A 13,680-nucleotide genomic window follows, 5' to 3' on the forward strand; every position below is an offset into this window, starting at 1 on the left:
AAGTGGCAAGCCCCGTGCGCGGGGCCTGCCCGGCTTAAGTGATCGTCTTGCGGCTTGCAGCTTGTAGCTCGCAGCTGCTGTTAAGAGGTTTTGAAAAAATGGCTGAACGTCTGAGTAACGACTTCCAGTTCATCGAAGTGGGCCGCAAGGACCCGAAGAAAAAGCTGCTGCGCCAGCGTAAGAAAGAGTTCGTCGAGATCTACGAACCGTTCAAGCCGCAGCAGTCCGCCGAGCAGGCGCACCGTTGCCTGGGCTGCGGTAACCCGTATTGCGAATGGAAGTGTCCGGTCCACAACTTCATCCCCAACTGGTTGAAGCTGGTCTCCGAAGGCAACATCCTGGCTGCGGCCGAGCTGTCCCATCAGACCAACACCCTGCCGGAAGTCTGTGGTCGCGTGTGCCCGCAAGACCGCCTGTGCGAGGGGGCTTGTACGCTGAACGATGGTTTCGGTGCGGTGACTATCGGCTCGGTCGAGAAGTACATCACCGACACCGCATTCGCCATGGGCTGGCGCCCGGACATGTCCAAGGTCAAGCCGACCGGCAAGCGTGTCGCGATCATCGGTGCCGGCCCTGCGGGCCTGGGCTGCGCCGATGTGCTGGTGCGTGCCGGGGTGACCCCGGTGGTGTTCGACAAGAACCCCGAGATCGGTGGCCTGCTGACCTTCGGCATCCCCGAGTTCAAGCTGGAAAAGACCGTGCTGAGCAACCGCCGCGAAGTCTTCACCGGCATGGGCATCGAGTTCCGCCTGAACACCGAGGTGGGCAAGGACATCAGCATGGAGCAACTGCTTGCCGAATACGATGCCGTGTTCATGGGCATGGGCACCTACACCTACATGAAAGGTGGCTTCCCAGGTGAGGACCTGCCGGGTGTGCACGACGCACTGGACTTCCTGATCGCCAACGTCAACCGCAACCTCGGTTTCGAGAAGTCGCCGGAAGATTTCGTCGACATGCAGGGCAAGAAGGTCGTGGTACTGGGCGGCGGCGACACCGCCATGGACTGCAACCGCACCTCGATCCGTCAGGGCGCCAAGTCGGTGACCTGTGCTTATCGCCGCGACGAAGCCAACATGCCGGGCTCGCGCAAAGAGGTGAAGAACGCCAAGGAAGAAGGCGTTAAGTTCCTCTACAACCGCCAGCCCATCGCCATCGTCGGTGAAGACAAGGTCGAAGGCGTCAAGGTGGTCGAAACGCGCCTGGGCGAGCCGGATGCCCGTGGCCGTCGCAGCCCCGAGCCGATCCCAGGCTCCGAGGAGATCCTGCCGGCCGACGCCGTGGTCATCGCCTTCGGTTTCCGTCCAAGCCCGGCGCCATGGTTCGAGCAGCACGGTATCCAGCTGGACAGCCAAGGCCGCGTGGTGGCGCCGGAGAAGGGCAAGTTCAAGCACCAGACCAGCAACCCGAAAATCTTCGCGGGTGGCGACATGGTGCGCGGTTCGGACCTGGTGGTGACGGCGATCTTCGAAGGGCGTAACGCTGCCGAAGGCATCCTGGATTACCTCGAAGTCTGATCCATCCTGCGCTGCCTTGCAGCCCTTTCGGGCCGGTCCTACCCCTGTAGGAGCGGCCTAGTGCCGCGAAAGGGCTGCGAAGCGGCCCCCAAAGCCATTTTTTGTATACAAGATCGTTTGATCTACGGCACCCAATAGACAAAACGCATGGCCTTGGCCGTGCCTTTTGCGTCTGCGTCTGAGAAAATGCCCGCACTTTTTTTCCGGATGCCGACATGACTGCCCTGAAGAACGATCGTTTCCTGCGCGCGCTGCTCAAGCAACCCGTAGACGTCACCCCAGTCTGGATGATGCGCCAGGCCGGCCGCTACTTGCCGGAGTACCGCGCCAGCCGTGCCAAGGCAGGTGACTTCATGAGCCTGTGCATGAACCCGCAGTTCGCCTGCGAGGTCACCTTGCAGCCGCTGGAGCGCTACCCGCTGGATGCGGCGATTCTGTTCTCGGACATCCTCACCATCCCCGATGCCATGGGTCAGGGCCTGTATTTTGAAACCGGCGAAGGCCCGCGTTTCAAGAAGGTCGTCAGCACCCTGGCGGATATCGAGGCACTGCCGATCCCCGATCCGCAGAAGGACTTGGGCTACGTCATGGATGCGGTCAGCACCATCCGCCGCGAACTCAATGGCCGCGTGCCGCTGATTGGCTTCTCCGGCAGCCCCTGGACCCTGGCCACCTATATGGTCGAGGGCGGTTCGTCGAAGGACTTCCGCAAGACCAAGGCCATGGCCTACGACAACCCCGAAGCCCTGCACTTGCTGCTGGATAAGCTGGCCCAGTCGGTCACCAGCTACCTCAACGGCCAGATCCTGGCGGGCGCGCAGGCGGTGCAGATCTTCGACACCTGGGGTGGCAACCTGTCGGCGGCGGCTTATCAGGAGTTCTCGCTTAACTATATGCGCAAGATCGTCAGCGGCCTGATCCGCGAGCACGAAGGGCGCAAGGTGCCAGTCATCCTGTTCACCAAGAACGGTGGCCTGTGGCTGGAAAGCATCGCCGAAGCCGGCGCCGACGCCTTGGGCCTGGACTGGACCTGCGAGATCGGCGATGCGCGCCGCCGCGTCGGTGACAAGGTGGCCTTGCAGGGCAACATGGACCCGACCGTGTTGTACGCCAAGCCCGAGGCTATCCGCAAGGAAGTGGCGCGTATCCTGGCCAGCTACGGCAACGGCAGCGGCCACGTGTTCAACCTCGGCCACGGCATCACGCCGGAAGTCGACCCTGAGCACGCTGGCGTGTTCATCAACGCCGTGCACGAGCTGTCGGCGCAGTACCACGGGTAAACCGCTTACCTATCGCGGGGCCAGCCCGCTTCCACGTACAGGCGTGGAAGCGGGCTGGCCCCGCGTTTGTTTGGATTAAGTTTGAATTCAGTGATCGTCGGTAATCTGGGCGCATCAAAACGCAAACAGGACCCGATCATCATGAAAGCCCGTTACCTGCCCCTGATCCTCGCCCCGCTGTTCAGCACTGCCGCCCTGGCTGCCGGCTACACCGGCCCTGGCGCCCAGGCCGTGACCACCGTCGCCGCTGCCAACGACGCTGCCGACGATACCCCGGTCGTGCTGCAAGGCTTCGTCACCAAGAAGATCAACAACGACGACAAGTACGAGTTCAAGGACAACACCGGCACCATCACCGTCGAGATCGACGATGAAGACTTGCCACCCACGCCGTTTAACGAGAAGACCCGCGTCAAGCTGACCGGTGAGGTGGAGAAGCACTTGATGAGCCGTGAAGTGGATGTGGATATTGTCGAGATCATCAACTGATCCGAGGGCCTAGTCGCGGTGGTCGCAATGCCGGACCACCGCGAATGCCTTATGCCGACTTCGGCGCCAATCGACTCAGATGCACGGCTACTCCCAACGCCACGGCCAGCAAGCTGCCGATGAACAGCCCGATACCGTTCCAGCCCCACTGGTGCCAGAACATCCCGCCGGCGGTCCCCGCCACGCTAGATCCTGCGTAATAGCAGAACAGGTAGAGCGATGAGGCTTGCCCCTTGGCCTTGAAGGCCCGGCGTCCGATCCAGCTACTGGCTACCGAATGCGCGCCGAAGAAGCCGAAGGTGAACACCAGCATGCCAAGGATGATCAGCGTTAGCGGGTTGGCCATTGTCATCAGCAGGCCGCCAGCCATTACCACGATACTGGCCCAGAACACCTTGCGCCGACCCAGCTTATCGGCCAGTGCGCCGACCTGGGCCGAGCTGTAGATACCCGACAGGTAGACCACCGACAGCAGCCCGACCAGCGCCTGGTTCATGTGGTAAGGGCCAGCCAACAGGCGGTAGCCGATGTAGTTGAACAGCGTGACGAAGGCGCCCATCAGCAGGAATGCTTCGAGGAACAGCCACGGGAGCCCGGCATCCTTGAAGTGCATCACGAAGCCATCCAGCAGGCTGCGTGGGTTCATGGCCTGGGCGCGGAAATTGCGCGATTCGGGCAGCACCTTCCAGAACACCAGCGCGGCTACCAGCGCCAGGCCGCCAATCACCAGCATCGCGGTGTGCCAGCTGACGAAGTCGATCAGCACGCCGCTGATCAGCCGTCCGCTCATCCCGCCGATGGCATTGCCGCCAATGTACAAGCCCATGGCCAGGCCGATGTGCTGTGGGTGGATCTCTTCGCTCAGGTAGGTCATCGCGACTGCCGCCAGGCCGCTCAGCGAAAGGCCTACCAAGGCGCGCGTGGCCAGCACCAGTTCCCAGCTTGACATCACCGCGCTGGCCAGGGTCGACAACGCCGCGCACAGCAGCGCGAAGACCATCACCGGCTTGCGCCCGATACGGTCGGAAATAGGCCCGGTGATCAGCAGACCGATGGCGAGCATGGCGGTGGATACCGACAGCACCAGGCTGCTCTGGGCTGCGTTGATGGCGAACTCCTGCGACAGCAGCGGCATCATCGGCTGTACGCAGTAGAGCAGGGCGAAGGTGGCGAAACCGCCGCTGAACAGCGCCAGTACGGTCTTCATGAAGGCGGGGGTGCCTTTTTCGATCCAGCTGTCGTTCACGGCAGGTTCGGGTTCGGGGGCAAAGGGGGCTGCGGCGGTTCTCACGAAAGGGTACCTCGGGCGCGGGGCCGGTGCTGCGATGAAAAAAGCATATAGCTGGCTAATGATTAGATCCAATATATTGTTCGACCTGTTTAAGACGTTATACGACTTGTTCGGAGCCGATCATGGAGCTGCGTCACCTGCGTTACTTCATTGCCGTGGCCGAGGAGCTGCACTTTGGCCGCGCGGCCCAGCAACTGGGCATCTCACAACCACCTTTGAGTCAGCAGATCCAGGCTCTGGAGCAGGAGCTGGGCGCCCGCTTGTTCGAGCGTACCAACCGTCGCGTTGAACTCAGCGAGGCCGGGCGGCTGTTCCTGGAGGAAGCCCGCCAGGTGCTGGCGCAGGTAGAGAAGGCGGCCGACGTGGCGCGCCGCGCGCAATTGGGTGAGCTGGGTGAGATGAAGATCGGCTTCACCTCGTCGGCGCCGTTCACCTCGCGTATTCCCCGGGCGATTCACGCATTTCGCCAGCGCTACCCTTCGGTGCACCTGAACCTCAAGGAAATGAGCAGCCGTGAGGTGGTGGAGGCGGTGTTCGACGAATCCATCGAAGTCGGTTTGATGCGCCCGATGCCTTTGCCGGCAGGCATCCGTTGTACCGAACTGTTCCGCGAGCCGCTGGTGGCAGTGCTGAACGCCTCGCACCCGTTGGCAGCCGGTAGCGCGCAAGGGCTGTACATGCAGGCACTGGCACATGAGCCGTTCGTGTTCTTCCCGCGTAGCTACGGCAGTGGTCTGCATGCGCAATTGCTGCATTTGGCGCGCCAGGCAGGCTTCAGCCCGCACTTCGCCCAGGAGGCCGGTGAGGCAATGACGATTATCGGCCTGGTGTCGGCAGGGCTTGGGGTGTCGGTGCTACCGGCGTCGTTCCAGCGCATGCGCATCGAGGGCGTGGTGTACCGCACGCTGTTGGACGAGGAGGCAATGACGGCGGTCTGGCTGGTGCGCCGTGAGGCGTCGGCATCGGCCATGGCCAGCGCGTTCGTCGAGCTGCTGGCGGCTCTGGAAATGCCCGAAGGTGCTGGCTAAACCGCAGCACTGGTCACATACTCGGGCATTCGTTGAAACACGGAGGTCAATCATGCGGCGCGTGGTATTCAATCAGAAAGGTGGCGTGGGCAAGTCGAGCATTGCCTGCAACCTGGCGGCGGTGAGTGCCAGCGAAGGCTATCGGACCCTGCTGATCGACCTGGATGCCCAGGCCAACTCGACCCAGTACCTGACGGGGCTCACTGGCGACGATATTCCCATGGGCATCGCCGATTTCTTCAAGCAGTCGTTGTCCAGCGGGCCGTTCGCCAAGAAGAACACGGTCGATATCTACGAAACCCCGTTCGACAATCTGCATGTCGTCACCGCCACACCGGAGCTGGCTGACCTACAGCCCAAGCTTGAGGCCAAGCACAAGATCAACAAGCTGCGCAAACTGCTCGAAGCGCTCGACGACGATTACGATCGGATCTACATCGACACGCCACCTGCGCTGAATTTCTATGCGGTTTCTGCGCTGATTGCCGCTGATCGCGTGCTAATTCCCTTCGATTGCGACAGTTTTTCCCGTCAGGCACTGTATGGCCTGCTGGCTGAGATCGACGAGCTCAAGGAAGATCACAACGACGAGTTGGTCGTCGAAGGCATCGTGGTCAACCAGTTCCAGTCGCGGGCTAGCCTGCCGCAACAAATGCTCGACGAACTGCTGGCCGAAGGCTTGCCGGTACTGCCGGTGTACCTGGGGAGTTCGGTGAAGATGCGCGAATCCCACCATGCCAGCCTGCCGCTGATCCACCTGGAACCCCGGCACAAGCTGACGCAGCAGTTCGTTGAACTGCACGATCTGCTCGAACGTAGCGCCTAGACTCCCTGCCCGCGCAGCCACTCCAGCAATGACGGGAGTGGCAACGCGCCGGCCTGGCGGCTCACTTCGCGGCCATTTTTAAACAGGATCAGACTGGGGATCGAGCGGATGCCCAGTTCTCCTGCCAGGTTGCGGTTGGCTTCGCTGTCGAGCTTGGCCAGGCGGCAGCGGCCGGTGAGTTGGCGGGCGGCTTGCTCGAACACCGGCGCGAAGCTCTTGCATGGGCCGCACCAGTCGGCCCAGACATCCAGCAGCAGTGGCAGGTCGCCCTTGATCTGGGCGCTGTAGTTGCCTTGGCTAAGGTCGAACGGGCGGGTTAGCAGCATGTCTTGCTTGCAGCGACCGCACTTTGGGCTGTCACCCAGGCGGTCGGCGGGCAGTCGGCTCAGGCCGTTGCAGTGGGGGCAGGGGATTACCAGGGGGTTGGACATTTTATCTCCTTGATAATGTTGGGGCTGTTGCGCAGCCCCAGGATTCAGGATGAACAGCTGATCTCCAGGTGCTTGCCCCACTCAGGCGGCCGCTCGGCATACGCCTGCATGCCGTCCTGTTCTTCGAACGGCTTGCTCAACACCTGATGCAGTCGCCGTACCTCGCTGTAGTCACCACCTTCTGCGGCCTCGATGGCTTTTTGGGCCAGGTAGTTGCGCAGGATGTACAGCGGGTTGACCGCATGCATGCGCGCGCGCCGGCCTTCGGCGTTACCCGGCTCGCGCTGGCAACGGGCCAGGTATTCGGCGCCCCAGGCATCGAAGCCGGCCAAGTCGATAAAGTCATTGCGCACCTGCTGCAACGCCTCCGCCACCGGCTGATCGCCCAGACGACGGAAGAACAGGGTGTAGTCCACGCCGCCACTTTGCATGCGCTGCAACAGGCGCTCGACCAGCGCCATGTCGTCGTCCTCGGCGCAGGTCAAACCCAGGCGACGGCGCATCAGGTCAAGGTAGTGGGCCTGGTACAGCGGCAGGAACAGCTCCAGCGTGCGCTTGAGTGGCTCCACCTCGATCACTGTGGTCAGCGCCTGGGCCAGGGCGCTGAGGTTCCAGTGGGCAATCGGCACCTGGTTGGCGTAGCTGTAGCGGCCACGGTCGTCGGAGTGGTTGCAGATGAAGTTAGCGTCGAAGTCGTCGAGGAAGGCGTAGGGACCGAAGTCGAAGGTGATGCCAAGGATCGACATGTTGTCGGTATTCATCACCCCATGGCAGAAACCATAGGCCTGCCAACGCGCGACCAACTCGGCGTTGCGCTCGACGATGGTGCGGAACATGGCCAGGAACGGCTGCTCGGCATCCAGGCATTCGGGGTAATGCTGTTGCAGCACATGCTCGAGCAGCACGCGCTGCTGCTCGGGCTGCTTGGTGTAGTAGAAGTATTCGAAGTGGCCGAAGCGCACGTGGCTCTGGGCCAGGCGCAGCAGCATGGCGGCGCTTTCACGGGTTTCGCGCCACACCGGGGTGCTTGAGCCGATCACGCACAGGGCGCGGCTGCTGGGGATGCCCAGGGCGTGCAGCGCCTCGCTGGCGAGAAATTCGCGGATTGAGGAGCGCAGCACCGCACGGCCGTCACCCATACGCGAGTAAGGCGTCTGGCCTGCGCCCTTGAGGTGCAGGTCCCAGTGCTCGCCCAGGTCATTGACCACCTCGCCCAGCAACAGGCCGCGGCCATCGCCCAGGCGTGGGTTGTACGCGCCGAACTGATGGCCGGAATAGACCATTGCCCGAGGCTCGGCCTCGGCCCACAGCTTGTGGCCGCTGAACAGCTCGGCGAAGACCGGTAGTTCGGCTTCGGCTGGGTCGAGGTCGAGCAGCCGCATGGCGGCCTCGCTGGCGACCACCAGGCGCGGTTCGGCGATGGGGTCGGGCAGAACCTCGGTGGAGAACGTATCGCCCAGGCGGGCGAAGCGGTTGTCGAAGGTCAGGTGGTCGAGGGTCGTCACGGGCTGCTCCTGGAAATCGATGCCAAGGGCTGGCGGTAAGGCCCCTCGCGCGGAATGACCACAGAATAAAGTATTCGAGGCGTTTCAGGCCCCAGGTGTGCTATCAGGCTTGCCGTCCATGGGGATCAACTGCTGCTTGCCGTTCTTGGTATCCATCAGGAATACCTCCACCTGGCGCACTGAGATCTTGATGTCGTGGGCCTTGAACTCGCGATTGATGTAGCGGTTCAGCTCATCCAGGGTCGGGTTGCGGTCGCCCAGGTCGCGCACATGCATGCGCAGCTCATGGTCCAGTGAGCTTTCGCCGAAGTTCAGGAAGTACACGATCGGCTCCGGGTCCTTGAGTACCCGTGGATTTTCGTGGGCGCCCTTGAGCAGCAGGTCGCGGACCAGGTCCAGGTCCGAGCCGTAGTCGATGCCCAGCTTCAGCGTGACCCGGGTGACTGTGTCGGTCAGCGACCAGTTGATCAATTGGCCGGTGATGAAGGTCTTGTTGGGGACGATGATGTCCTTGCGGTCGAAGTCGGTAATGGTGGTGGCGCGGATGCGGATACGGCTCACCGTGCCGGACAAATTGCCGATAGTGATGGTGTCGCCGATGCGTACCGGGCGCTCGAACAGGATCATGATGCCGGAAATGAAGTTGGCGAAGATCTCCTGCATGCCGAAGCCCAGGCCCAGTGACAATGCCGCCACCAGCCATTGCAGCTTGTCCCAGCTGACGCCGAGGGTGGCCAGGGTGCTGACGATGCCCACCCCGGCTATCACATAGGACAACAACGTGGTGATCGCGTAGGCGCTGCCCTGGGCCAGGTTCAGGCGCGACAGCACCAGCACCTCGAGCAGGCCCGGCAGGTTGCTGGCCAAGGCCATGGTGATGCCGGCGATCACCAGTGCGCCGAGCAGGTCGCCCAGGCTGATCGGCACCATGCTGGCCGCCGCGCCTGTACCGCTGGTGTATTCGTAGAGGGTGATGTTGTTCAGGTAGGCGAACACCGTGATCAGGTCTGCCCACACCCAGTACAGCCCGCCGATGAAGCCACCCAGCAAGGCCAGGCGGATCAGTCGTAGCGACTGCTGGTTGACTTGTTCGATGTCCAGCGTCGGCTCTTCGACCACCACTTCGCCATCTAGCCCTTCCTTGGCCGCCTGACGCTTGCTCAGGGCGCGTTGGTAGGCCAGGCGCCGCGCTGCGACCGACAGGCCGCGCACGAAGGCCGCCTCGATCACCAGCCAGAACAGCAGCAGGTACAGGGTGTAGATGAGCCGGTCGGTGAGCTTGAGCGCGGTGTAGTAGTAGCCGAAGCACACCGCCACGAACAGCGCGATGGGCAATGCGGTAAAGGCCACCCCGACCGCCTTGCGGAACAGCGAGGTATTGCGGTGCGCCGGGCTGCTCAGCAGCAGGCGGCTCAGCAACCAGGCCATCAGGGCGTAGCAAGCGAGTACCACGCCGATGCCCAGCACGTCGTCGGCCAGCGCCGAAGGCTGATGTTCGGCCACGGCCACCACGCCCACCAGGGCCATGACCACGGTCCCCAACCGGCGCACCCAGGCACGTAGGAATTCGACCTGCGGCTTGTGCCAGCGGAAGTGGATCTCGGCGACCCCGCCGGGGGCGAGGATGCGGTAGGCGGTGTAGAACACCAGCCAGGCTTGGGCCAGTTGCCACAGCGCCGCACCGAGGTTGGCGTTTTGTCCGCGGGCGTCGATTTGTAGGGCGTAGCTGCCCAGGGCCAGGGCCAGGGCCAGCGGCATGGCCAGCAGGATGTTGATGAGAATCGCCTGGGGCGTGTGCCACTGGCTGTCGCGCTTGAAGTGGCCGATGTCCTGGTGGACCTTGCCCAGGCGCCGGTACAGCGCCTTGCGCCGCCAAAGCAGTGCGCCGATCACTAGCAGCAGTGGCAGGAACAGCAGCGGCCGCTGAATCAGTCCATCGGCTACTTCACTGACTCCCGAGCCCCACGGCAGACTGGCGACCTGGTCAGCCAGGCGTTGCGGCACGTAGCTGAGCCATTCCCAGTCCAGTGGCTTGTTGCTGGGAATCCAGAACATCTGCTCTTCAAGCGTGGTGCGCAGGTTCTGCGCTGTGCCGAGCAGTTGTTTCTGGTTCAGTTGCAGGGTGATCGACTCGTTGAGCAGGGCCGACAGCTCGCGGTTCAGCCGTTCGAGCAGGTCGCTGCGGGTGATCGCCACTTCCAGCAGGGCTTTGCGCAACGCTGGCGTGGCATCTTCCTGGGGCTGGGCGGCCAGCAGCTTGTCGACATAGCTGGACGGGCTGCTCATTTGTTCGCGCTGTTGGTTGATCTCGAACTGGTACAGGCGGATGTCGGCGATCTGGTCGGCCAGGTCACGGTCCAGTTTCAGGTGCGGAAGGGCCTGTTTCTGCTTGTAGAGGATCTTGGATAGCAGCAGGCTGCCCTTGAGCACGTTGATCTGCTCATCCAGCGCCTGGTCGGCCTGGCTCAGGCTGTCGAGTTGCTGCTTGGCCTTGAGGTTCTGTTGGGTCAGTTCGTTGAGGCGGTCGGTGCTTTTGAGCAAGTAGTCGGAGAGCTTGAGGTTGGCCGCGCTTTCATTGGCCAGCAGGGTGCTGCCGCCAGCCTTTTGCGCTTCCAGCGATTGCTGTGTGACGGTCTGTTGCGACTGGGCCAGGCGCTTGTCGTTGATCAGCGTCTGCAAGTCCTGGATTTCTTGTTCCAGACGCGCGGCACGCTCAATCAGCAGGTCGTGCTGGGCGTTGCCTAGGTCTTGCAGCAGGCTGTTGCCGGCCAACTCCTGGCGGCGCAGCAGGGTCAGGGCGTTGAGCGAGGCTTGCTCGGCGTTGAGCTGGTTGCGCAGGTCGCTGGTCAGCGGCTTGCCATTGTCCTTGCCGGACTTGAGGCTGTTGTTGATTTGCTGGATGCGCGTCTGGTTAGCGCTGATCTCGGCCTGGGCGCGCTCTGGGCGGGTCTGGGCGTTGATGATCAGGCTGTTGGCCTCGGTCAGGGCTTTTTGCAGCTCGCCTTGCTGGGTGCTGCGCTCGCTGAGCATCTGCTCCAGTTGCGGCACGTTGAGGCTGGCGTAGCGCTGGGTCACCGGTACGCTGACCGCGCCCTTGAGCTTGATCAGCTCGCGCTGGCTTTCGCGGATCTGTTGTGGCGCACCGGCCAACTGCTGCTTGAGGTCGGCGAGCTTCTGCTCGCTGTCTTCCTTGCTCGACAGCAGTGCCAGGGTCTGTTCCAGCACCTGCTGCACGGCTTTCTGTTCGGCTTCAGGGAGTTTGCGCTCGGCGATCTTGTCGAGGCTGTTCTGGATGCCAGGGGTAGTCGGGACCTGCGCCGCGGTGGCGGCGAACGACAGGGTCAGGCACAGCCCAAGCAGGGCTGCGTGGCAATAAACGCGCAGGGACATAGGCAGCATTCTTGTACGACAAGGCCAATCGGAGTTTAGAGGAACAACCCAGGGCTTGGCCGGGTTCCTTCGGGGAATCTGACGCCGACTTTCTGGATCTTGTTCCCGTCCATGACCGCGACCGTCCAGATCGTGCCGTGCCATTCGATCTGATCGCCTACCACTGGAGCGCCTCCGACCTTTTGTCGGATGAACTGCGCAAGCGGCATTTTCGCGTCCAGGCCATCGAGTTTCAGGCCATACAGGGTGGCCACCGCACCCAACTCGGCATCGCCTTCGAGCACGAAGTCGCCGAAGAAGCGCAGGTCCAGGCCGCGCTGTGGCGCCTGGCTGAACAGCTTGCCCAGTGCCGGCAGGTTGTGTTCGTGGCCGATCACGCAGAGCATGTCGCCGACCTCCAGCACCGTGCTGCCCGAAGGGTGCAACAGCTGCTCACCGCGAAACAGCGCGGCAATCCGCGTGCCTTCGGGCATTTTCAGCTCGCGCAGGGCGGCGCCGATGCACCACTTTTCGGCCCCCAGGCGATAGACGAACAGCTCCCACTCGCTGGTGATGTGCACCTCCAGTGCGGAGCGCGAGATCGGCGCCGGGTCCGGCGGTACGGTGACCTTCAGCAGCTTGGCCATCCACGGCAGGCTGGTGCCTTGCACCAGCAGCGAGATCAGCACGATGAAGAACGCCAGGTTGAAGAACAGCTGCGCGTCCGGTAGGCCGGCCATCAACGGGAACACTGCGAGAATGATCGGCACCGCGCCGCGCAGGCCTACCCAACTGATGAAGGCTTTCTCGCGGCCATGGAACGCTTTGAACGGCAACAGCGCCGCGACCACCGAAAGTGGGCGCGCCACCAGAATCATCCACAGGGCCAGGCACAGCGCGGGGACAGCGATGGGCAGCAGGTCATGGGGCGTGACCAGCAGGCCCAGCACCAGGAACATGCCGATCTGCGCCAGCCAGGCCATGCCATCGAGCATATGCAGGATGCCGTGACGGCTGCGGATCGGCTTGTTGCCCAGCACCAGGCCGCATAGGTACACGGCCAGGAAGCCGCTGCCGTGCAGGGCGTTGGTCAGCGAAAACACCACCAGCCCGCCCGCCACGACCAGGATCGGGTACAGCCCGCCCGCCAGGTTGATACGGTTGACCAGTTGCAGCATCAGCCAGCCGCCGCCCAGGCCCAGCAGGCTGCCGATGCCGAACTCGCGAACCAGGTGGGTGAGCAAACTCCAGTGCAGGCCGGTCTGGCCGCTGGCGATCATGTCGATCAGGGTGACGGTGAGAAATACCGCCATTGGGTCGTTGCTGCCCGATTCGATCTCAAGCGTCGCGGTGACCCGCTCGTTCAGGCCCTTGCCGCCGAGCAGCGAGAACACTGCCGCCGCGTCGGTGGAACCGACGATGGCGCCGATCAGCAGGCCTTGGATCAGGCTCAGGTTGAACAGCCAGGCGGCGATCATGCCCGTCAGCCCGGTGGTGATCAGCACGCCAACCGTGGCCAGCGACAGGGCTGGCCACAGGGCGACGCGAAAGCTCGCTACCCGGGTGCGCAGGCCGCCGTCCAGCAGGATTACGGCCAAGGCCAAGTTACCCACCAAGTAGGCGGTCGGGTAGTTGTTGAAGATGATGCCGCCACCGTCCACCCCGGCGACCATGCCGACGGCGAGGATGATGACGAGAATGGGGATGCCCAGGCGCGATGACAGCGAGCTGACCAGAATACTTGCTCCGACCAGCAGTGCGCCGATCAGGAACAGGCTGTTGATGGTGCTCGCATCCAAGGGCAATTACTCCGATACATCGCGGGGGGTGACGACCTGCAAAGATGAACTAGCAGGTCGCGTGCCAATCGATTCTAACCTGATGAATTGGCAGGCTGTAAAGCGTTTCTGCATATGAAAAAAGGCACCCCGAAGGGTGCCTTTT

At 62.8% G+C, this 13,680-nt stretch carries 10 protein-coding genes; 5 read left to right on the plus strand and 5 right to left on the minus strand.

Annotation, left to right across the window (positions count from 1 at the left end; genetic code table 11):
• Positions 1–98: 98 nt before the first annotated feature.
• From ACNFIC_RS10135 to ACNFIC_RS10145, 3 genes are all read left to right on the plus strand, one after another.
• Entirely contained in the window at positions 99–1,517 is a 1,419-nt protein-coding gene (locus ACNFIC_RS10135; protein ID WP_138220447.1) for an FAD-dependent oxidoreductase, read from the plus strand.
• A 215-nt stretch (positions 1,518–1,732) separates the two neighbouring features.
• Complete coding sequence (hemE, locus tag ACNFIC_RS10140) at positions 1,733–2,797, plus strand: uroporphyrinogen decarboxylase (protein WP_138220446.1); 1,065 nt, start codon at positions 1,733–1,735, stop codon at positions 2,795–2,797.
• A 141-nt stretch (positions 2,798–2,938) separates the two neighbouring features.
• Positions 2,939–3,286 carry a YgiW/YdeI family stress tolerance OB fold protein gene (locus tag ACNFIC_RS10145; RefSeq protein ID WP_138220445.1) on the plus strand — a complete coding sequence of 116 codons (348 nt, stop codon included), beginning with the start codon at positions 2,939–2,941 and terminating at the stop codon, positions 3,284–3,286.
• A 49-nt stretch (positions 3,287–3,335) separates the two neighbouring features.
• Here the strand turns inward: ACNFIC_RS10145 and ACNFIC_RS10150 are convergent, their stop codons facing one another.
• The gene (locus ACNFIC_RS10150; RefSeq protein WP_416780928.1) at positions 3,336–4,577 is read right to left on the minus strand and encodes an MFS transporter; all 1,242 of its coding nucleotides are present in this window, start codon (positions 4,575–4,577) and stop codon (positions 3,336–3,338) included.
• Positions 4,578–4,699: 122 nt separating this feature from the next.
• Here ACNFIC_RS10150 and ACNFIC_RS10155 point away from each other — a divergent pair, with 122 nt between their 5' ends.
• Positions 4,700–5,605: a LysR substrate-binding domain-containing protein gene (locus tag ACNFIC_RS10155; protein ID WP_416780929.1), complete on the plus strand. Its 906-nt coding sequence runs from the start codon at positions 4,700–4,702 to the stop codon at positions 5,603–5,605.
• 52 nt (positions 5,606–5,657) lie between these two features.
• Entirely contained in the window at positions 5,658–6,431 is a 774-nt protein-coding gene (locus ACNFIC_RS10160) for a ParA family protein (protein ID WP_138220442.1), read from the plus strand.
• On the opposite strand, the gene trxC is transcribed toward ACNFIC_RS10160, so the two are convergent.
• The 4 genes from trxC to ACNFIC_RS10180 form a co-directional block, all read right to left on the minus strand.
• The gene (gene trxC, locus ACNFIC_RS10165; protein ID WP_416780930.1) at positions 6,428–6,862 is read right to left on the minus strand and encodes a thioredoxin TrxC; all 435 of its coding nucleotides are present in this window, start codon (positions 6,860–6,862) and stop codon (positions 6,428–6,430) included. The genes ACNFIC_RS10160 and trxC overlap by 4 nt on opposite strands.
• A 44-nt stretch (positions 6,863–6,906) precedes the next feature.
• Positions 6,907–8,367 (minus strand): protein adenylyltransferase SelO, encoded by a 1,461-nt coding sequence (gene selO, locus ACNFIC_RS10170; RefSeq protein ID WP_138220440.1) that lies wholly within the window; start codon positions 8,365–8,367, stop codon positions 6,907–6,909.
• Positions 8,368–8,451: 84 nt separating this feature from the next.
• Positions 8,452–11,757 (minus strand): mechanosensitive channel MscK, encoded by a 3,306-nt coding sequence (gene mscK / locus ACNFIC_RS10175; RefSeq protein WP_416780931.1) that lies wholly within the window; start codon positions 11,755–11,757, stop codon positions 8,452–8,454.
• Positions 11,758–11,792: 35 nt separating this feature from the next.
• Positions 11,793–13,535, minus strand: a complete 1,743-nt coding sequence (locus tag ACNFIC_RS10180; protein WP_138220438.1) for a potassium/proton antiporter — start codon at positions 13,533–13,535, stop codon at positions 11,793–11,795.
• Positions 13,536–13,680 lie beyond the last annotated feature (145 nt).

It is taken from the genome of Pseudomonas sp. NY15463, from assembly GCF_048068415.1.
Taxonomy (GTDB): Bacteria; Pseudomonadota; Gammaproteobacteria; order Pseudomonadales; family Pseudomonadaceae; genus Aquipseudomonas; species Aquipseudomonas mosselii_C.

Bases quoted from the DNA above. Each gene is read 5' to 3' on its own strand.
- mscK (WP_416780931.1), bottom strand. From the start codon at position 11,757: ATGTCCCTGCGCGTTTATTGCCACGCAGCCCTGCTTGGGCTGTGCCTG.
- trxC (WP_416780930.1), bottom strand. From the start codon at position 6,862: ATGTCCAACCCCCTGGTAATCCCCTGCCCCCACTGCAACGGCCTGAGC.
- ACNFIC_RS10145 (WP_138220445.1), top strand. From the start codon at position 2,939: ATGAAAGCCCGTTACCTGCCCCTGATCCTCGCCCCGCTGTTCAGCACT.
- ACNFIC_RS10155 (WP_416780929.1), top strand. From the start codon at position 4,700: ATGGAGCTGCGTCACCTGCGTTACTTCATTGCCGTGGCCGAGGAGCTG.
- ACNFIC_RS10160 (WP_138220442.1), top strand. From the start codon at position 5,658: ATGCGGCGCGTGGTATTCAATCAGAAAGGTGGCGTGGGCAAGTCGAGC.
- hemE (WP_138220446.1), top strand. From the start codon at position 1,733: ATGACTGCCCTGAAGAACGATCGTTTCCTGCGCGCGCTGCTCAAGCAA.
- ACNFIC_RS10135 (WP_138220447.1), top strand. From the start codon at position 99: ATGGCTGAACGTCTGAGTAACGACTTCCAGTTCATCGAAGTGGGCCGC.